At 60.4% G+C, this 19,115-nt stretch carries 17 protein-coding genes and 1 pseudogene; 11 read left to right on the top strand and 7 right to left on the bottom strand.

Features of this window, described 5'->3' with window-relative positions:
- Window positions 1-106: 106 nt before the first annotated feature.
- Window positions 107-1,135: a class II fructose-bisphosphate aldolase gene (fbaA, locus tag BN1724_RS05655; RefSeq protein WP_058234577.1), complete on the top strand. Its 1,029-nt coding sequence runs from the start codon at window positions 107-109 to the stop codon at window positions 1,133-1,135.
- Window positions 1,136-1,362: 227 nt separating this feature from the next.
- Here the strand turns inward: fbaA and BN1724_RS05650 are convergent, their stop codons facing one another.
- From BN1724_RS05650 to BN1724_RS05625, 6 genes are all read right to left on the bottom strand, one after another.
- Window positions 1,363-1,683 carry a DUF2516 family protein gene (locus BN1724_RS05650; protein WP_058234576.1) on the bottom strand — a complete coding sequence of 107 codons (321 nt, stop codon included), beginning with the start codon at window positions 1,681-1,683 and terminating at the stop codon, window positions 1,363-1,365.
- 9 nt (window positions 1,684-1,692) lie between these two features.
- Complete coding sequence (locus tag BN1724_RS05645; RefSeq protein WP_058234575.1) at window positions 1,693-3,030, bottom strand: FUSC family protein; 1,338 nt, start codon at window positions 3,028-3,030, stop codon at window positions 1,693-1,695.
- Complete coding sequence (locus BN1724_RS05640) at window positions 3,027-3,497, bottom strand: hypothetical protein (RefSeq protein WP_058234574.1); 471 nt, start codon at window positions 3,495-3,497, stop codon at window positions 3,027-3,029. Before BN1724_RS05640 ends, BN1724_RS05645 begins: the two co-directional genes overlap by 4 nt.
- Window positions 3,498-3,593: 96 nt before the next feature.
- Complete coding sequence (ygfZ, locus tag BN1724_RS05635) at window positions 3,594-4,751, bottom strand: CAF17-like 4Fe-4S cluster assembly/insertion protein YgfZ (protein WP_058234573.1); 1,158 nt, start codon at window positions 4,749-4,751, stop codon at window positions 3,594-3,596.
- Window positions 4,748-5,458, bottom strand: a complete 711-nt coding sequence (locus tag BN1724_RS05630; protein WP_172797085.1) for an FABP family protein — start codon at window positions 5,456-5,458, stop codon at window positions 4,748-4,750. Before BN1724_RS05630 ends, ygfZ begins: the two co-directional genes overlap by 4 nt.
- A 211-nt stretch (window positions 5,459-5,669) precedes the next feature.
- Window positions 5,670-6,464: a hypothetical protein gene (locus BN1724_RS05625; RefSeq protein WP_058234571.1), complete on the bottom strand. Its 795-nt coding sequence runs from the start codon at window positions 6,462-6,464 to the stop codon at window positions 5,670-5,672.
- A gap of 185 nt (window positions 6,465-6,649) precedes the next feature.
- Here BN1724_RS05625 and mshD point away from each other — a divergent pair.
- The 10 genes and pseudogenes from mshD to BN1724_RS05580 form a co-directional block, all read left to right on the top strand.
- Window positions 6,650-7,489: pseudogene (gene mshD, locus BN1724_RS13270) on the top strand (mycothiol synthase); the annotation flags it as partial.
- Window positions 7,490-7,603: 114 nt separating this feature from the next.
- Complete coding sequence (locus tag BN1724_RS05620) at window positions 7,604-9,844, top strand: RNA degradosome polyphosphate kinase (RefSeq protein ID WP_456236267.1); 2,241 nt, start codon at window positions 7,604-7,606, stop codon at window positions 9,842-9,844.
- 9 nt (window positions 9,845-9,853) lie between these two features.
- On the top strand, window positions 9,854-10,804 hold the full coding sequence (locus BN1724_RS05615; protein ID WP_058234570.1) for an NUDIX hydrolase: 951 nt from the start codon (window positions 9,854-9,856) through the stop codon (window positions 10,802-10,804).
- A 219-nt stretch (window positions 10,805-11,023) separates the two neighbouring features.
- Window positions 11,024-12,148 (top strand): phosphate ABC transporter substrate-binding protein PstS, encoded by a 1,125-nt coding sequence (gene pstS / locus BN1724_RS05610; RefSeq protein WP_058234569.1) that lies wholly within the window; start codon window positions 11,024-11,026, stop codon window positions 12,146-12,148.
- 194 nt (window positions 12,149-12,342) lie between these two features.
- On the top strand, window positions 12,343-13,266 hold the full coding sequence (pstC, locus tag BN1724_RS05605) for a phosphate ABC transporter permease subunit PstC (RefSeq protein WP_084253109.1): 924 nt from the start codon (window positions 12,343-12,345) through the stop codon (window positions 13,264-13,266).
- 26 nt (window positions 13,267-13,292) lie between these two features.
- Entirely contained in the window at window positions 13,293-14,528 is a 1,236-nt protein-coding gene (gene pstA / locus BN1724_RS05600; protein ID WP_084252792.1) for a phosphate ABC transporter permease PstA, read from the top strand.
- A gap of 49 nt (window positions 14,529-14,577) precedes the next feature.
- A complete protein-coding gene (gene pstB, locus BN1724_RS05595; RefSeq protein ID WP_058234567.1) occupies window positions 14,578-15,357 on the top strand; it encodes a phosphate ABC transporter ATP-binding protein PstB in 780 nt (259 codons plus the stop codon).
- Window positions 15,358-15,496: 139 nt separating this feature from the next.
- Window positions 15,497-16,210, top strand: a complete 714-nt coding sequence (locus BN1724_RS05590; protein ID WP_058234566.1) for an ABC transporter ATP-binding protein — start codon at window positions 15,497-15,499, stop codon at window positions 16,208-16,210.
- The gene (locus BN1724_RS05585) at window positions 16,207-17,523 is read left to right on the top strand and encodes an FtsX-like permease family protein (RefSeq protein WP_058234565.1); all 1,317 of its coding nucleotides are present in this window, start codon (window positions 16,207-16,209) and stop codon (window positions 17,521-17,523) included. The genes BN1724_RS05590 and BN1724_RS05585 overlap by 4 nt, the downstream gene beginning before the upstream one ends.
- A 119-nt stretch (window positions 17,524-17,642) precedes the next feature.
- The gene (locus BN1724_RS05580; RefSeq protein WP_058235795.1) at window positions 17,643-17,975 is read left to right on the top strand and encodes a rhodanese-like domain-containing protein; all 333 of its coding nucleotides are present in this window, start codon (window positions 17,643-17,645) and stop codon (window positions 17,973-17,975) included.
- A 214-nt stretch (window positions 17,976-18,189) separates the two neighbouring features.
- Here BN1724_RS05580 and BN1724_RS05575 read toward each other — a convergent pair whose 3' ends face one another.
- A complete protein-coding gene (locus tag BN1724_RS05575) occupies window positions 18,190-18,960 on the bottom strand; it encodes a CPBP family intramembrane glutamic endopeptidase (protein WP_157085775.1) in 771 nt (256 codons plus the stop codon).
- Window positions 18,961-19,115 lie beyond the last annotated feature (155 nt).

Raw genomic sequence — 19,115 nt, 5'->3', positions numbered from 1 at the left:
GACATGGCCGGCGACTGCGTCCCGTATGTCGCACGCCCGTGGCCTGAGGCCGAGACACGGTTTGCCGGCATGACCCCGAAGCACCCGCGTGAGGAGATCACACAGCATGGCTATTGCAACGCCTGAGAAGTACGCGGAGATGATCGACCGGGCCAAGGCAGGCAAGTTCGCCTACCCGGCCGTGAACGTCTCATCCTCCCAGACCGCTATCGCAGCACTTCAGGGCTTCACCGAAGCCGAATCTGACGGCATCATCCAGGTGTCCGTGGGCGGTGCGGAGTACCTCTCCGGCTCGTCCGTGAAGGACCGCGTCGCAGGTTCTATCGCCCTCGCGCAGTTCGTGACCGAGGTCGCGAAGAACTACCCGGTGACGATCGCCCTGCACACCGACCACTGCGCGAAGCAGAACCTCGCCAGCTGGGTCGAACCGCTCATCGAATACGACCTCAACGAGCGCGTAAAGAAGGGCTTGAACCCCCTGTTCCAGTCCCACATGTGGGACGGCTCGGCGGTTCCGGTCGACGAAAACCTGCAGATCGCTGAGAAGCTGCTTGCTCGCTGTGTCGAGGCCAAGAAGATTCTCGAAATCGAAGTGGGCGTCGTCGGTGGCGAAGAAGATGGCTACTCGGCCGATGTGGATGAAGACAAGCTGTTCTCCACCCCCGAGGATGGCTTGAAGACCGCTGCCGCACTCGGCCTGGGCGAGAACGGTCGCTACCTGACCGCTCTGACCTTCGGCAACGTGCACGGCGTGTACAAGCCGGGCAACGTGAAGCTCACCCCGTCGATTCTGCTGGACATCCAGAAGGCTGTCGGCGAGAAGTACGGCAAGGACATGCCGTTCGACCTGGTGATGCACGGCGGCTCCGGCTCCACCCTGGAGGAAATCCGCGAGGCCGTCGACAACGGTGTCATCAAGATGAACATCGACACCGACACCCAGTACGCATTCACCCGTCCCGTCGTGGGCCACATGATGGAGAACTACGAGGGCGTGCTCAAGGTTGACGGCGAGGTCGGCAACAAGAAGACCTACGACCCGCGCGCCTGGGGCAAGAAGGCTGAAGCTGGTATGGCGGCCCGTGTCATCGAGGCTTGTGACAACCTCCGCTCCAAGGGCCAGAAGATGGCCTGACGATGCGGCGTGCACAGTGCCAGGGCATCACTGCCCAGGCATGAATGCTTAAGACGGGGCTGGCATTCCTGTTCGGGAATGCCAGCCCCGTCTGCATGCACAAAAACATCGGATCAAAGACGAATGATGTCGGATCGGACACGCACAACATCACGTCATGTGCCGCATGCCATCAGGGAGAGGTGGCCGTGCCTAGAGCGCACCCACCCCTCAACGCACGTGGATGCTTACCAGCTGCGGCCCTGAGCCCGGCCCATCACCCGTTTGAGCGCAGGCAGCACATCGGCTAGAAAAACACCGGCTGCCGCTGCGGCGATCACATTGAGGAACATGAGCGAGTTCCCGCCACCAATGGGGTAGGGCAACGATATGAAACCGATCAGCATGGCAACACCCGTCAGCACGGACCAAAACACTTTGGTGCGCTTACCCGCCGCGACATAGGCGTCAGGGCGAAACCTAAGGGCGTTGATGAACGCCCAGATCTGAAGAGCGAACATACCGACGCCGAGGATCACGAAGATCCATTGCTGAATCTGGAAGACCATGCGCCAATCCTAAGGGTGCGGCTGCTCGGGAGGGTCATCATCCATCGTTCCGAGAATTAACGATTCGATGGCTGCGGTTGTAGTTGGGGGTTCGACAGCGGATATTTCCTGGGTGAGCGGCCGGGGGCCGACGATTTGTCCATCTGAGACCACCAAAAGACTGGGAAGAAACCGTTGGGCGTCAGCATGATCTAAACCGGTGGCTTCCAACAAGTCGATAGCCAGCGACCGGATCTGAATCACCAGTGTGATGCCTTCAAAATGGCCGATCCGCCCCAGATCCTTGTCGTCATCACCGCGTAGAAGATGCTCCGGAGTGAGGTAGGAGCTAAAAAGCCGTAGGGCTCGTCGCGACGCGGTGAAATCAGCCCCGGTATCGATAGCCTCTCGGATCGCTGCGATCGCATCGATCCCAGCGAGATACGCATCAGCCAGATGAGAATGAGGCCGGCCACCGACCGCGTCCAAAAATTGGGTTTGGCGTCGGGCTATCACGCGAATATTACGCATTGCCCGGTCAGCGCCGACCAACAGATGCTGAAAACGTTGCACTTCAGCGGCATGACGGTGACCAGCCGGAGAAAACCGGGCAAGTTCGTCGGCAGCATCATTGGCCACCGCCCACTGGTCAGTTGAGGACTGCGAGGTGGCCCGAACTTTTTTAAGCGCTGCCCTGGAGACCTCAGCCGAACCATTGCGAGCCGATAAGGCCAGCGCAGTCATTGTCTCGTCAAGGCTACGAAAGAACTGAATCGCAGCGCGGCGTTGAATTCGCCGGGGATCGGTGGTGAGCAGCATCAGCATCACAATGGCGATCAGGACGCCAGTGACCGCATCAAAGAATCGACCGATCGGGGTCATGCCTGCCTGGAACGGCATCAGCATGGCGAGCAAAGACTGCACGCCGGCTTGGATCGCAAAAATAACTCCGCGATCAAGAAACCGGGCGGTGAGGGCAGCGGTGAAAATAACGAAGGCGATCTGCCAGGTACCCGACCCAATCAGATAGCGCAGGGCTTCACCGTAAACAACCCCGAGTAAAACCCCCATGGATAACTCGGCAACCTTGCGTACCTTCTTCTCAGTGCTGAAACCAATAATGATCCACGCGGCGATCGCCGAAAAGAACGGGTAGGGGTGGTCCCAGAGGAACTTCGAGGTTGCGTAGGCCAGGGCGGCTGCCAGCGATGCTAAAGCGATGGGCCACAGTCCTTCTCGCAGCCGCTGAACTCCCTCGCGAAGAAACCCTGAGATGCGCGGCACCGCTGCATGGACGACTCGATCAAACGGGCGCAGACGAGCCGATGAGTCCGGTGACGGATTTTTCGGTGTGGGGCGCTGGTTCATCGGATCGGCGCCGAAATGCGTCGTGCAATCAGCTCGGCGAGGTCAATGGATTCGCCGTCGCGTCCACCCCTACCGATCACCAGCGGCGCTGGGCTAGGAGCAGGATGTGCGCCGTGGAGACGTTCGCGCCAGGACCCATCACACCGCAGAAGGTAAAAATTCCCGTCAGTATCTACCGCTGCACGACGGTCCAGGGTCAAATACCATCCGCGCAACGACGTGCGAATGCTGCGGCCCCCGTTATAGGGCCGAGCTCGCAGAGGGATCGGAGGTATCTGCGCCTGCGTAAATGCGTGCACGGCCTCACGCAGCAGACGTTGGGTGTTTTTGTGCTCTGCAGCTTCACGCGCGAGCCGCGCTCGTTCCTGCACGGCAAGAATGTCGTCGCGATGGTCGTGATGAGAGTGGTCGCCGCGGGGAGCGCGGTCAGGAGATGTGGGGGAGGATCCATCCGATGTCGCGCGCATACTCTCATTCTGCCAGTGAAGGTTAAGGTGAGGGGAGCGTGAAGCTGGCTACCCCGCGGAGGCACTAGCCTCGCACAGTTTTCGCGGGGCTGCCTTTTAGAGTTTCGCGGTGGGTGGGCGCTGCCCGTGGTCCCGAGGCAGCACAATCGGCTCCTGGGTGGCATCTAAGACGGTGGCATTGTCTCCGGCCAAGGCTTGCACCGTTAATGGCGCATCAACCGGCACAGCGCGGCGCACGAGCGCTAAAGCAATCGGCCCCAGATCGGCGTGCACAGCGGCACTGGTGACATGTCCGATGGCTCGACCTGAGAACGCAACCGCATCGCCATGGACGGGCAGCGTCTCCTGACCACCATCGAGATGAAGCATCACCAACCGGCGCGGTGGCTGCCCCAAGTTCAGCACCTTCGCCACGGTTTCCTGCCCTCGATAGCACCCTTTAGCCGTGTGCACCGCGGTGCGTAGCCAATCCAATTCATGGGGGATGCTGCGGTCATCAACCTCGTAGAGAAACCGCGGGCGGTGGGCTGCAATACGGCGCGCCTCAGCGGCAAGTAGCCCGGCTAAACCATCGGCACGATGCCATGCGGGACCGATCGCGTCCACCCAGGCAGATCGCGGAAGCAGGGACAAATGCCAGGCAGAGGCGTCCTCCGGTTCCGGCCCGTAGGCGATGCCGCCATCGGAGATCCCCGGCCAGGGGTCCGTCCACACCGCCACCGGTGCGTGCACCGTCTGGGCACTGGAATTGTCAGCTAACTGGCTGCATTCTGGCTGGCTGTGCAAGCTCAGCTTTGGCCAGGGAACCTGGGAACCGACAGCAGCGAGGTCATCCCGCACCGTGATCTGAACGCGGGCCGCAAAGCGCATACGGTCGAAAAACTCCAGCAGCGGACCACTGCGCCCGGGATCGACCACCAGCATCAGACTGGTCTCGCCCACGATCACTGCTGCTGCGTGTTCAATACGCCCCTGAGGTGAGAGCACCAGCAACTCCGTGGAGTTGCCGGGCACACACCCGACCAGGTGCTGTGAGGTAATGGCATGCAGCCAGGTCAGGCGATCTGCGCCCGCAATCTCCAGGATGTCTAGGTGGGACAGATCGACCACGGCCCGGCCAGTTTCCATGCGTCGCTGTTCACGCAGCGACGCACCGTAATGGGCGGCGACACCTTGGTCCAGACCCGTGGACAGCACCGCTCCGGGAAGCTGAGCTAGCCGGGATGGTTCCCGAGGTGGGGGCGGTACAGTCATGAGGCGCGGTGCAGTTCCACCGACAGGTAACTGCTCATCTCACGGCCTTCGCTCGCCTGATCTTCAACCCACATGAGGTTGCCGCGGACCAAACCAAACATACGAACCGCTGCTGAATGGCCGCTACCGGTCCGGGTGCGAGCCACTAGATCAGTGTTGAGGGTGATACGAGGTCCATGCACCTGTCCGACATAGATCTCCACCATTCCCTCAGGGTGGGCGAGCAGGAACTCCACGTCGTACGGGATCAGGGATTCGGGGGAGCCGGGTTTAGCGCCGCGGGCTTTGTCAACATCTGCGCCCTCAACCGGTCCAGTTACGCGCCAAAACCCGGTTTCTTCGTGCAAGAGCGTGCGGTCGGGCTCAGAGGAGTCATCCGACGACAAATCAGAGCTTGTCTGGGCTGAATCGCGGCTTGGGGCTTGATCTGGGGCCTTCGCCTGATCCTGGGACTGAGCGTCACTGTCACCAGCAAAAACGGCGGTTGGTGGGGTCGGTGATGGGGCGTCAAACACCCAGGTGCGCATGGTCCATGCGAGGGCTGCTGTCTGCGTCGGTGCCACCGAGACGGTCTGTTCAATGCGCCGGCCTACATCCTGGCCGTCTTCGCCCGGGAGCTGCACGGCGCCTTCGCCTTGCCATTCACCCACCAGCCAGGCGAGCGGGTACAGAGACGGATCCAGCGACTCGTCAAGAACAATCGGCACGTCAGCGACCCCGGCCAAACAGGCGGGTCACGACCAGGCCTGCGAATGCGACGGTGCCAAGGCCAACCAAGACCACGAGAGTTGTAAAGAATATGGAGAGAGCACTCATGGGCTCAGTGTAGCGAGCATGGACGGACATCGACCCGAAGTTACGGGAACGACTGACCCGGCCCGGTCGAGTTTGAGCCGGGCACACGTAAGATCCAGTGGTCTATAGACCGAAAATGCCGACCACCGCGATCACCACGAAGCCAATGACGGCGACCGGGGCCGCCGCGGTGGTGAGCACGGCACGAGGTTCATCTGCCCGGTACACCCGGGTGAGCAGATAGTGGATGGAAACCGTCAAAACCGCCACAACGAGCCCGGTGACCAGCGCTACCGTCAATGCGCCAGGCCGAGTCACCGCGGTCATCAGGGTGCCGACAGCGGTGCCTCCGACGAGCGCCATCGGAATTAAAACCTGCCCCCGCATCGGGAGTGTGAGAATCAACGACGCCGCGGTGAAACTCGCACCCGCAGCGAGAGTGAGGCAGGCTCCGCTCGGGAACCGGGCAGCCTCAATCCAGCCAATTGCAAGCGTCACGATCAGGGCGCCGCAGATCGTTCCGGTCAGTGACTCTGTGAGTCGATCCCGCTGCTTGCGCATCATTTCGTGGATAAAAGCTGCCAACACTGACGCTGCCACCACCAAGGCAAGGCCGGTGAAGGAGGCTGGCGGGTCGGGATTAGCGTGGACAACACTGGTCAACAGGCTTACCGCAATCGCGGCGATCCCAGTGCAAGCCATCACGAGCCGGGTTCCGTGCGGGGACGGAAGTTCGAGTAGTTCAGGCCAGCCCGCGCATAAAAACCCCACCACGATGACGCACACACCGGCGATTAGAAGAAGCTGTATGCCGCTGAGCATCTGCGAGGAGGGAAAGAGCCGACCCTGGATTAGAGGAATGATCGTGATCAACAGGCCGAGGGCGGCACCGAGCGGAACACGGTTTGTCCTCGGCATGGGATAGCCTCCCTGGTCTCGCAGGCGTTAGGCGACGAGCGGTCGCGTCGGCGGTTAGAGTTCTTATTGGTTAAGGGCCCACAGTAAAGACCCAAACCGCAGTCTACGGGCACTGAGGTGCGCCGGGGAGACACCGTGAGTAGGACCAAGCAGCGTCACACGACGTGAGGAGAGCGCGAACGCCCATGATAAAAACTGATCTGCTGACACCAGGGCAGAGCAGGGCGGTCATCGACCTGTGCCAAACCGTTGCGGAATATGACGGGGTGGTGCCTCTGGACGAGGCGGCTCGGTTGCGACTAAAAGCGACCGCGAGGTGCCGGGGAGTGTGGCATCTCATGGTCTACTCGGCGGATCGAGAACTCGTGGGATATGCAGGAATCTTGCCCGATGGCACGGTGCAGGGCATGGTCCATCCGGAACACCGGCGCCAGGGGTATGGCACTGCCTTATTGGATGCGGCACTTGCCCTGCGGCCCGACGGCGCAGTGTGGGCTCACGGCGCCTTGGAAGGGGCGTTGCTTCTGCTCGGCTCGCGCGGCGATGTTCCGGTGCGGCGTCTGCTGCAGCTGGGGCTTGAACTGACTGTTCCCCCGGTTCGCGGTGATGTGCCCGAAGATATCGAGCTTGTAACCTTCGACCCTGCGACGGATACTCCCGGTCTGCTGGAACTGAATGCGGCGGCGTTTGCAGGCCACCCGGAGCAAGGAAATATGACGCGCCGCGACCTCGAAGAGCGGATGCGTGAGTCCTGGTTCAATGCCGCCGATCTTCTCTTGGCGCGGCGCGGCCACACGATCCTCGGGATGTGCTGGGTCAAGCATGTGCGCGGTGCCAGTGACGCAGAAATCTATGTGGTGGCTGTTTCGCCGCAAGCTCAAGGGCAGGGCTTGGCCCGTGCCATGCTGACCCACAGTTTGAATCACGTGCATGATCTCGGCGTGCGCCGAGTGCACCTCTACGTGGAGGGGGATAACGACCCTGCGCTGACGCTGTACCGCAATCTCGGTTTCGAGGTGATCTCCGAAGACGTCCAGTTCCGGCCCGCGGCGCAAGTGGCCGGACCCCACCATCCCGTCACCGTGAACCCTGCGGCGCGTTCCACCCCGAAGGTACTGGCGCCGCAGGAGTCTGCCTCCGTGAACGTGCGCACGTCATCGAATTCGGGCAGCAGAGGGTCCAGCTCCCGCGGAACCGGTGCCAGGCCGTCATCTCGCGCCGCAGACACCGGGCTCACTCGCACCAAACGCGGCGCGACCGAGGACGGGGAGCCGCTACCCGATGATCGTTTCTTAGAACGGGAACTGTCGTGGCTGGCGTTTAACGAGCGGGTGCAGGAACTTTCGCGCGACTGTGAGGTGCCGCTGCTGGAGCGGGTTCGGTTTGCCGCGATCTTCGCCTCGAACCTGGATGAGTTCTTCATGGTGCGGGTCGCTGGGTTGAAGCGTCGTCTGGAGACTGGTCTTGCGGTGACGGGACCATCGGGAATCCCGCCGCGGCAGGTGCTGGATATGGTGCGTCGGCGGGCCCATGAATTGCAGGTCATGCAGTCCCGGATCGTCGAGGATGACCTGCGCCCGGCGCTCTTGGAACAGGCCGGTGTCGCCATCACTCACTGGAATGGGCTGAATGCCGACGAGCAGGAACATCTGGTGGATTTCTTTGCCAGTGAACTCTTTCCGGTGCTCACACCCTTGGCCGTGGATCCCGCGCACCCATTCCCTTATATCGCTGGGCTGGCATTGAACCTGGTGGTGCAGATGCGCAGCCAAAGCGGCGACAAACTGCATTTCGCGCGGGTGAAAGTGCCCGATACCTTGCCGCGGTTTGTGCGTATCCGTAGCGCGGAGGACGCGGTCGGCCCGAGCGGTGATGATCGGCAAGAACTGCGCTTCATTCCGTTGGAAGATGTCATCGCTGCCAACTTGGATCAGCTGTTTCCCGGGATGGACATCATCGGCCATCATATTTTCCGCGTGACGCGCAACGAAGACATGGAAGTCGAAGAGGACGACGCAGAAAACCTCTTGCAGGTGCTCGAAAAGGAACTTCTGCGCAGGCGGTTTGGTGCCCCGGTTCGTTTGGAACTGGAAGAAGGCATCGAACCGGAAGTGCGGGAGTGGTTGGTGCGCGAGCTCGGTGTGATGGAAGCCGAGGTATTTGAGCTGCCCAGTCTGGTCGACCTGCGCGGATTACATGAAATCGCGGATATCGACGCACCTAGCTTGCATTTCCCGGCTTTTTTGCCGACCACTCATCCGCATTTGAACGAGGTGGAGACGGCTAAAGCCGCGGATATTTTCGCGGCGATTCGCAAACGCGATATTTTGCTACACCATCCGTACGATTCTTTCTCAACGTCCGTGCAGGCATTTTTGGAACAGGCTGCCGCCGACCCGAAGGTGCTAGCGATTAAGCAGACCCTGTACCGTACCTCCGGTGATTCGCCGATTGTGGATGCGCTCATCGATGCGGCTGAAGCTGGAAAACAGGTGCTCGCGCTGGTGGAAATCAAAGCCAGGTTCGATGAGCAGGCTAACATTTCGTGGGCGCGGAAACTTGAACACGCAGGCGTGCACGTGGTGTACGGAATCGTCGGGTTGAAAACCCACTGCAAATTGTCGATGGTGGTTCGCCGTGAGCAAGCCGGGCTGCGCCGGTACTGCCATGTGGGCACCGGGAACTATCACCCGAAGACGGCCCGCATGTACGAGGATCTCGGACTTTTAACCTGTGACGAACAGGTGGGGCAGGACATTACCCGACTGTTTAACCAGTTGTCGGGTTACGCCCCGGCCACGTCGCTACGCCGGATTTTGACCGCTCCTCGGGCGTTGCGCGACGGCTTAGTGCAGCGCATTGAGGACGAAATCGCCCACCATGCTGCGGGCAGGCCCGCCAGAATTCGTATTAAGTGCAACTCGATGGTGGATGAAACCATTATTGACGCGCTCTACCGGGCGTCCCAGGCGGGAGTTCCGGTCGATATCGTGGTGAGGGGTATTTGTGCGCTGCGGCCAGGAGTTCCTGGACTGAGCGACACCATCCGGGTGCGATCATTCCTCGGTCGTTTCCTTGAGCACTCGCGCGTTTTCAGCTTCGACGGTGGCGGACAAAAAATCGTGTATATCGGCAGCGCCGATATGATGCATCGAAATCTTGACCGGCGCGTGGAGGCGCTCGTAAGGATCACAAGCCCGGACCACATCGAACAGCTGACCCGTTTGCTGGATATGGCCATGGACGACTCTATGACGAGCTGGCATCTGGATGGTGACGGTGTCTGGGGACGCCACTATCTCGATGCCGACGGGGAGCGTCTTCCCGATCTTCAAGCTGAGCTCATTGACGTGCATCGGCGTCGTCGTCGGCGGTCGTGAGGAGTGGTTATGTCTGTGATTGATCGGGTGAAAACAGAGGCCCCGGTGTTGGCCGCTGGCGCTTTGGTGTGGCGGGAGAAAAAAGGCCGCCGAGAGGTGTTGTTGGTGCACCGGCCACGATATGACGACTGGTCGGTGCCCAAAGGGAAACTGGATGCGGGAGAGACTTTTCCGGCTGCTGCTATTCGCGAAATCACCGAAGAGACCGGGTACGGGATCCGTCTGCACCGACCATTGCCCGCGGCCGTGTATTCCCTTCCTGATGGCCGACCGAAAATCGTGCAGTACTGGGTGGGAACCGTGCGTTCGCGGGTGGCGCCGGGGCCAGAAGACCCACGAGAGATTGACCGGGTGGAATGGGTTAAGCTCGATGCAGTGGACACGATGGTCAGCGGGTCGGCAGATCACGTCCAAATTGATGCCCTGCGCCGCTACCTGGAGGCTGACGAACTGCAAACCGTACCGATTGTGGTGCAGCGGCACGGTTCAGCGCTCAGCCGCTCTAAATGGCGCAAAGGGGAAGGCACTCGACCGTTGACGAGAAAAGGTCGCAAGCAGGCTTTGGCTCTGCCCCCGCTGCTGGCTGCCTTCGACCCGGCAGAAGTGGTGACCAGTCCGTGGAAGCGGTGCCTTGCCACCGTGGAACCGTTCGCGCACACCGCCGGAATCGATATCGTCACCCGGGACGAGCTCACTGAGGCGGGCAATGCGAAACGCCCGTCGAAAACAGCGGCGGTGATGGAACGGGTTTTGGACGCTGCACGTCCGACGGTTGTATGCACCCATCGACCGGTTTTACCGACGGTGATTCAAGTTGCTAGGCGCCATGCCACGAAGGCTGCGGCGTTGGAGCTTCCTCGGCAGGACCCTTACCTCGCCGCAGGGGAGGCGCTGGTGCTGCACACCACTGCCCGCGGCAAGGTTGTGGCTGTTGAACGCCATTTGCCGAACATCTGGTGAAGCCGCATCAGCTTGACATGATGGCGCTGTGACATCAGTCATCGCGTCGGTGAGGCCGCTTGAGCTGCAGGAACGCGAATAGACGAGATTGTTAACCGGAAGTTCACCCGCCTAGCGGCAATTAGACACCTGCCCTCCCTACATTCACGAATGTCATCGGTAGTCCCGTGCGCATCCCCGTTGAGTGTGCAGAGCCACAGGCTCTGGAGAGGAAACCTAGTGAACGTTCGGACGAGCAAGTTTGCCGCCGCAGCCACCCTCGGTATCGTGAGCGTCTTCGGTCTTGCCGCCTGTAGTGGCAATGACGGCGGGGTTAAAGTCCCCTCCAACGGTGCAAGTAGCAGCGCAGGTTCGTCCTCGAAGCTGAGCGGTTCGCTCGCCGGCTCGGGTGCGTCGTCCGCGGAGGCTGCTCAAAGTGCCTGGACCCAGAATTTCATGGCTCTGAACCCCGGCGCTTCGGTCACCTACGATGCGGTGGGGTCCGGTAAAGGGCGAGAGCAGTTCCTCAGCAAAGGCGTGGTGTTCGCTGGGTCGGACAAACCGCTGAGCGCTCAGGAGATCACGTCCTCGAAGGAACGCTGTTTTGGGGGGCAAGCCTTCGATATTCCGATCTACATTTCCCCGATTGCGGTGGTGTACAAGCTTGACGGCGTGAAGGACTTGCAGCTGTCGCCGGATGCGCTGGCGGGTATCTTCTCCGGCAAGATCACCAAGTGGAACGATCCGGCGATTAAGGCCGACAACCCCAACGCCAACCTTCCCGACAAACAGATCGTGCCGGTGCATCGCGCCGATAAGTCGGGCACCACCGAAAACTTCACCGAATACCTCTCGAAGAACTCCCCGCAAACCTGGACTGCAGGAGCCGTCGAAACGTGGCCGAACGCGGGCGGACAGTCCGGTGACGGCACGACTGGCCTGATTAAGGTGGTCGAAGGCGGCGACGGCACCATCGGATACGCCGACGCTTCCAAGGCTGGCAATCTGTCCACCGCCAAGATCAAGGTTGGCGATAAGTACGTCGGATATACCCCGGAGGAAGCGGCCAAGGCCGTTGAGATTTCGCCGCGTGCACAGGGACGTTCCGACCACGACATCGTGGTTGAGCTGGATCGCACCACGAAGGAAGCAGGCACCTACCCGCTGGTTTTGGTGTCCTACCTCGCTGTGTGTGACACCTACCAGAACCAGCAGGAAGCGGATCTGGTTAAGGCGTACGCGGACTACATCGTCTCCACCGACGGCCAGCAGGCCGCTCACCAGGCCGCAGGTTCAGCCCCGCTGACCACAAAGCTGAGCGACGAGGCGAAGAAGGCTATTTCGTCCATCAAGGCAAAGGCCTGAGCCGTTCACAGCAACCAGCGACCGGCAGTGCGCCGCCAGATCACTCCGTTACGGTCCGGCGGCGCACCGTCATGTTCGCTCATACCGGGTTCGAGTCTCATCGAAGGCCGAATGCAGTTACACAATCGAGGAGTTAGCGCGTGAGCACCGCCTCACCCCCATCTACGCCGGAATCGGCGGCACCGCCAGCACCGATGGCTAAACCTAAAGTGCGTGTTGCCGACCGGATCTTCGCATCGATGTCAGTTGCGTCAGGATTGGTGATCTTCCTGACTCTGCTCGCGGTGTTCGTCTTCTTGGCGTTGCAGTCACGCGAAGCTATCGAAGGCAGCAAGGAACTCACGGGGAAAGCGGACGCCGTCTCCTTAATTGCCTACACGGGTCCGCTGATTTACGGCACCGTGCTGGCTGCAGGTCTCGCCCTCGTGATGGCGGTGCCGGTCGCGGTCGGGATTGCCCTATTCATTTCGCATTTTGCCCCTCGCAAACTTGCACAGCTTCTGGGGTACGTGGTGGATTTGCTCGCCGCGGTGCCGTCGGTTGTTTTCGGTTTGTGGGGCGGGGTGTGGCTGGTGCCAAAGCTGGAACCTCTCTACACCTTTTTGAATACCTATTTTTCGTGGATTCCGCTGTTCGCTGGCGACCCCACTAAACCGATGCGCAACCTCGCGTCGGCATCCATTGTGCTGGCCGTCATGATTTTGCCCATCATTACGGCAGTGACGCGCGAGGTTTTTTTGCAGACTCCGAAACTTCACGAGGAGGCAGCACTTGCGCTCGGCGCAACCCGTTGGGAAATGATCCGGACGGCGGTGCTGCCGTTTGGCCGCTCGGGCATCGTCTCCGCGTCCATGTTGGGGCTGGGCCGTGCCCTGGGCGAGACGATGGCTGTGTTGATGGTGCTTTCGGCTGGACACACCTATTCGCTGCACATTCTCGAAGTCGGTCAGCATAATTCGATCGCTGCCAACATTGCCGCTCAGAGCGCCGAATCGACCGGTATCGATATGTCGAGGCTGGTCTTTACAGGGTTGGTCCTGTTCATCATCACGTTCATTATTAATTCCATTGCGCGAGGGATTGTCGCCCGCCGCAAGGACTTCTCGGGAGCGAACTGATGGCACATCCTTCGTCTAGTGGTTCTATGGTCGAAAGTGTCGCCGATGTGGCTTGCGACCGTCCCGAAGCTGGTGGCCCTGGATGGAGTGGGTCTGACCGAGGTGGGTCCGGACGAGGCAGTTCTGGCCGCGGATCTGGGTTTGCTGCCAGTGCCGAACGTAGCTTGCCGTGGTACCACCTGCTCGCCACAGGGATCATCTCCCTGATCTTGGCCGGGGTGGTGCTGGCACTGTGCGGAGCCTTCTCTGTTCCCGGTGCGGTCGTCCTTGGTTTCTTCGTCCATCTGGTTGTTGGCTACACCTATTCACGGCTGCGCGAGGGGCCTCGCTGGGCTGCGGACCGGCTCATGTCGCTGTTTGTTTTTGGCGCGTTTGCCCTGGCCATGATCCCTCTGATTTCTCTACTGTGGGAAGTGGTCAGCCGCGGTCTGAAGAAACTTCTCCAACCGTATCCGGGCTATTTCTGGACCCACGATATGGCCGGTGTGATCGGCGGTATGAACTCCGGGGGTATCTCTCACGCCATTGTGGGAACCCTATTAATCACGCTGTGGGCATCTATCATCTCGGTGCCGATTGGTATCTTCACCGCGATTTTCCTGGTCGAATATGCGACCACCGGCCCAATGAAGATTCTGGGTAGGGGCGTTACCTTTCTGGTGGACGTGATGACCGGGATTCCTTCGATCGTCGCGGGTCTGTTCGCGCTCTCCCTATTTGTCACCGTCAGCGGAGACCCGGGGCTGCGCATCGGCATGATGGGCGCGGTGGCGCTCAGTGTTTTGATGATCCCCACCGTGGTGCGTTCCAGCGAGGAAATGCTCCGTTTAGTGCCCAATGAGCTAAGGGAAGCAGCCTATGCGCTCGGGGTCCCCAAATGGTTGACCATTGTGCGGATCGTGTTGCGCACCGCCATTGCGGGACTGACCACCTCGGTGACCTTGGCTGTTGCCCGTGTGATCGGTGAGACGGCGCCGCTGCTGCTGACAATCGGCGCTTTGCCCATGATGAATGCCAACATGTTCGATGGGCGCATGTCGACTTTGCCCACCTTTATTAATAGCCAGTACAAACTGGGTAATGCGGTGTGCAACTCTGATCTCATTACTAATCCGATTACGAACATGGCCTACCCGTGCTCAACTACGATCAACTATGACCGGGCCTGGGCAGCTGCGCTTACGCTGATCTTGATTGTGATGCTGCTGAATGTGATCGCCCGTTTCGTTTCCTATTACTTCTCCCCGAAGACTGGTCGTTAATCCGGCCTCCCGGACCGGTCTCAAGCATCCCCTGGCGAAAGGACCCGCGGTGTCGCAGCGAATCGACGTCGAGAACCTCAATGTGTACTACGGCAGCTTCTTAGCTGTCGAGGACGTCAATATGGTCATTCAGCCGCGCAGCGTCACGGCGCTGATCGGGCCGTCGGGGTGTGGGAAGTCAACATTTTTGCGCACCCTCAACCGTATGCACGAGGTGATTCCCGGTGCCTACGCCAAGGGCAACGTGATGATCGACGGCAAAAATATTTACGGTCCCGGGGTGGATCCGGTCAATGTTCGCCGCCGGGTCGGCATGGTCTTTCAGCGTCCGAATCCGTTCCCGACCATGTCGATTGCCGAAAATGTGCTCGCGGGCATCAAACTCAACAACAAACGGATTTCACGGGCAGCTGCGGATGAGTTGGTGGAGAAGTCTCTGCGCGGCGCGAACCTGTGGGAAGAGGTGAAAGATCGCCTGGGTAAACCCGGCTCTGGTTTGTCCGGAGGTCAGCAGCAGCGTTTGTGCATTGCACGAGCAATTGCCGTCAAACCGGAAATCGTGTTGATGGACGAGCCGTGCTCGGCCTTGGATCCGATCTCCACGCTCGCCATTGAAGACCTCATTCATGAGCTGAAAAATGACTATACGATCGTGATTGTCACCCACAATATGCAGCAGGCCTCGCGCGTGTCGGACCGCACCGCTTTCTTTAATATTGCGGGCACTGGAAAACCCGGCAAGCTGATCGAAATGGATGACACCGAAGTGATGTTCCGCAACCCGAAGCAGAAGGCAACGGAGGACTATATCTCCGGGCGCTTCGGCTGACCTGGCCGGGCTTTTTGCCTTCGGACGATGCTATTTCGCCCCGAGGTCGTCTCGGACTACGCCTGAGGTCGTATGTTCGGTGCGAATATCCGTTTGCAGACCGATCCGCTTGAGATGGCTGTGCTGGCACCTTGGATGTATGAATACTCCACTGCTGAGCGCGCGTGCGCTTTTTAAAACTTATGGCACATCGCAGGCGCAGACCCGAGCGTTGGCCGGCGTCAATCTGGATGTCACCGTGGCTTCGTCCCTAGCGATTATGGGCCCGTCTGGTTCAGGGAAAACTACCCTGCTGCATTTACTGGCGGGTATTGATAAGCCGTCCTCGGGATCTGTTATGTACCGAGATCAAGACCTCGCCCAACTGGGCGATCGAGCCCGCACCAAGCTCCGCCGCACCGATTTCGGATTCGTTTTTCAAGATGGACAGCTCCTACCTGAACTTACGGCCCTGGATAACGCAGCACTACCGTCCATGTTTGCAGGCATCTCCCGAAAAGCTGCCCAGAACAACGCTGCCCAATGGTTAGATCGGCTTGGCTTAAGCGGTATGCATAACCGTCGTCCCGGTCAGCTATCCGGCGGGCAAGCGCAGCGTGTGGCCATAGCCCGGGCATTGACATCGACCCCGAGTGTGGTGTTCGCAGATGAACCAACCGGGGCGCTCGATCAAGCCACGGGACGTGAGGTGATGTCGACTCTGGTGGCCGCCTGCCACGATGCGGGCGCTTCGCTGATCGTAGTCACCCACGATCCTCATGTGGCTTCGTTTTGCGAACGCACTATCGCAATGCAAGACGGCATCATCGCGCGCGAATACCAGCGGCCCGCAGGTGCGGGGGTGCAGGCATGAACGCAATGCTGAAAACCTGGTCGTTAATGCTGGTCAGACGGCGAGGACATTTAAGCGAGGCCCTGGCGATCATCGCGTTCGCGGTCTCCAGTGGCATGTTGGCGACCGTGCTCGGTGGGATCGGATGGTTTGGGAGAACTATTTCGGCAGGAGATATCCAGGACACCCCAGACAGTTTTCTCTTTTTCTGCTCGGTGATCGCCGGAGCAATGTTGGTGCCAGCTGCTGTTGGTTTGGGGGCATCGGCTGCGCGGCTTTCCCTAGCTCGGCGAGACCATGAGCTTGCGGTCATGAGACTCGTTGGGGCAACCCGAGGTCAAGTTAGCGTCCTAACCGTATTGGATACCGGCGTGCAGGCGCTGGTGGGCGCGGTGATCGGGATTATTTTGCACCTGGTGACCCTGCCGTTGGTGGCGCTGCTCAGCTTTAATGGTGAGCAACTGAGCGTCGGTGGGCTTCTGCTTCCTTGGTGGGGATACCCCCTCTTAGTGATCGGATTTGTGGTGCTCGCTGTGGTTTCCGCGAGCATTAGCTTGATCGGTGTGGCGACATCCCCACTTGGAGTCGCCCGGCGGTCACGGGATATGCGGATGTCGTTGGCCCGCGTGGTGATGTGGGTGGTCATCTTCGTGGTATTTATTGTGGCGTCGCGACTCAGCTATCAGGACATGGGTCTTGCCATAGCAGTGATGGTTACGCTCTTTGTTCTGGCTATATCGTCAGTGAACCTATTGGGACCCTATCTAGTGTGGATCGTGGCGCGCATTGTGGGCGCGGTGGCGCGCGGCCCCGTGCTGTTGGTGGCTGCGCGACGTCTTGCAGATGACCCGCGATCAGGCTGGCGAACCGTCGGCGGCATTTCATTCGCCCTGATTGTGGCCGCAATCACCGCCTATATCGGAGCTGTCGCTCCCTCTGGCCCGGATGAGGTGATGGCTCACGACGTCAGGACAGGCGGGTATCTCACGCTGGGTATGGCGACTGTTTTGGCTGCGGTATCGACTGGGGTGACCCAAGCGGCTAAAGTCCTCGACTCGCGGACCCAGTACCGCGCCATGCATATTTCTGGCGCTGATCTCAACCATCTACACCGCGCCCGAACCCTGGAGACGGCAATACCTCTCGTGCTCAGCGCTGTCGTCGCTGCTGTCTCATCTGTGTTGTTGCTGGCGCCGGTGGCGGGTGGAAACGCAGGGCAGGCACTCATGACCGCAGGTGGCTACCTCATTGCGGTCGTAGCGTCGTTCGCCTTGGTGCTATGCGCGGTTGCGGCGGCGCGTCCTCTTATCCGAGCGGTGGCGCTGCACGACTGAGCGTGTCGACTGGGCCGTAGTGTGCGGTCGTGCTCGCACTGTGCGGAGTGGCTGAGCGCCGACGCGCCAGGCGGGGTCGTCTCTTCGCGCAGGCTACGGCGACGCCGTATGCTCCATGCATGATGAACGACGCGATTACTTCCGTTGATGTCACCGATATTCCAGCTGGCGCTCTCCTGGTGGATGTGCGTGAAAGCGATGAATGGGATGCTGGGCATGCTCCAAATGCCCAGCACCTTCCAGCCAGCGAACTCCTTGCCCGGTACGGTGAGCTGCCCGAGGATGGCCCGGTGTACCTGGTATGCCGCTCAGGTGGGCGCAGCTCTAAGGCAGCGATCTGGCTGAACCAGAACGGCTATGAGGCGATTAATGTGCGCGGTGGTATGGGTGCGTGGGCAGAGGCTGGCCTGCCGCTGACCTCCCAGGGCGCCGAGGAACCGTTTATCCTCTAGCTCTTCTCTAGCCTGTCGCATCGCTCTATCTGGGCCCGGCACCGTTTGCGATCTCGCGGCCGGGAGCCGGTTCTCCGCTATGACCGGTGCGGGTCTCGGGTCTGGAAGGCACGGGGCTAGGACTGGAGGGCATGGGGTCAGGACTGGAGAGCATGGGGCTAGGACTGGAAGGCGCCGGCCACGGGGATGGGACAACACAGCCCCGCGGGTCTGCTCAGGTCGTGATGATGCTGCGCAGCAGGAAGTACCCGACGAACGCCACGGTGTCGAGCAGGGTATGCGCGAGGATCAAAGGAAGGGTACGGCGGGTGCGGCGGAAATACTCGGCAAAAACGATCCCCATCAACGCGTTTGCGATACCGGGCCCGAACCCCTGATACAGGTGATAGGAGCCTCGTAAGAGGGCAGAGGTCGTGATGATCCATCGTGGCTTCCAGCCCAGCGCCTCCAGACGAGTCACGAGATACCCAGCGACGATGACCTCTTCCAAGACGGCGTTTTTCACGGCTTGGAGGATGAGCACCGGAATCGTCCACCACAAGGCGTGTAATGCGACAGGTACGACTTCACTAGTTATGCCTAGTGCCCGACCGAGCGCGTACAGTCCCAGTCCCGGCACCCCGATAGCGGCACTCAGCGCAACTCCCCAGCCGACGTCTTTCCACGGACGGGACAGGGTAAGCCCCAGGGTCTGCCAGGCGCGGTATCCCGCGAGGTTGAGTAGAAACAGCACCAGGGCCACCGGCACCAGGTTGAAGAAGATATCGAGCAGCTGGTAGGTGAGATCCAGGTAAGGGCGTGGTGAGGCCGATGTGTTCATCGCGGTGGTTTGGCCAGACAGCGGTCCCTGGCTCAGTTTCGCGATGAGTGAGACCACCGCATAGACGGCTGACTGGCCAAGCGTCAGAAGCATCACGAGAATAATCTCGGTGCGGACCTTCGCAGCGGTGAACGCTGTCTGCGCCGAGGACCGGGTGCAATCCATAACCATATTTTGGCAGCCGTATATGGATGCGGCAGGGCGGTCCGCGGCGCAGTCCTAGCCCGAGTCCGCGGCCCCAGCTCTAGCCCTAGCCCGAGTCCGCGCCCCAGCCCCAGGTCCAGCCCGTTTTCGCGGCCCCTCGGCGAAAATGGCTGCGC

It is taken from the genome of Devriesea agamarum, assembly GCF_900070355.1.
Classification (GTDB): domain Bacteria; phylum Actinomycetota; class Actinomycetes; order Actinomycetales; family Dermabacteraceae; genus Devriesea; species Devriesea agamarum.
The sequence above is the reverse complement of the archived record's forward strand: the minus strand, read 5'-3'. Positions and strand labels throughout refer to the sequence as shown.

Bases quoted from the DNA above. Each gene is read 5' to 3' on its own strand.
- pstC (WP_084253109.1), top strand. From the start codon at position 12,343: ATGGCTAAACCTAAAGTGCGTGTTGCCGACCGGATCTTCGCATCGATG.
- BN1724_RS05650 (WP_058234576.1), bottom strand. From the start codon at position 1,683: ATGGTCTTCCAGATTCAGCAATGGATCTTCGTGATCCTCGGCGTCGGT.
- BN1724_RS05640 (WP_058234574.1), bottom strand. From the start codon at position 3,497: ATGCGCGCGACATCGGATGGATCCTCCCCCACATCTCCTGACCGCGCT.
- BN1724_RS05575 (WP_157085775.1), bottom strand. From the start codon at position 18,960: ATGGATTGCACCCGGTCCTCGGCGCAGACAGCGTTCACCGCTGCGAAG.
- pstA (WP_084252792.1), top strand. From the start codon at position 13,293: ATGGTCGAAAGTGTCGCCGATGTGGCTTGCGACCGTCCCGAAGCTGGT.
- fbaA (WP_058234577.1), top strand. From the start codon at position 107: ATGGCTATTGCAACGCCTGAGAAGTACGCGGAGATGATCGACCGGGCC.
- BN1724_RS05645 (WP_058234575.1), bottom strand. From the start codon at position 3,030: ATGAACCAGCGCCCCACACCGAAAAATCCGTCACCGGACTCATCGGCT.
- ygfZ (WP_058234573.1), bottom strand. From the start codon at position 4,751: ATGACTGTACCGCCCCCACCTCGGGAACCATCCCGGCTAGCTCAGCTT.
- BN1724_RS05585 (WP_058234565.1), top strand. From the start codon at position 16,207: ATGAACGCAATGCTGAAAACCTGGTCGTTAATGCTGGTCAGACGGCGA.
- BN1724_RS05580 (WP_058235795.1), top strand. From the start codon at position 17,643: ATGATGAACGACGCGATTACTTCCGTTGATGTCACCGATATTCCAGCT.
- BN1724_RS05615 (WP_058234570.1), top strand. From the start codon at position 9,854: ATGTCTGTGATTGATCGGGTGAAAACAGAGGCCCCGGTGTTGGCCGCT.
- BN1724_RS05590 (WP_058234566.1), top strand. From the start codon at position 15,497: ATGAATACTCCACTGCTGAGCGCGCGTGCGCTTTTTAAAACTTATGGC.
- BN1724_RS05625 (WP_058234571.1), bottom strand. From the start codon at position 6,464: ATGCCGAGGACAAACCGTGTTCCGCTCGGTGCCGCCCTCGGCCTGTTG.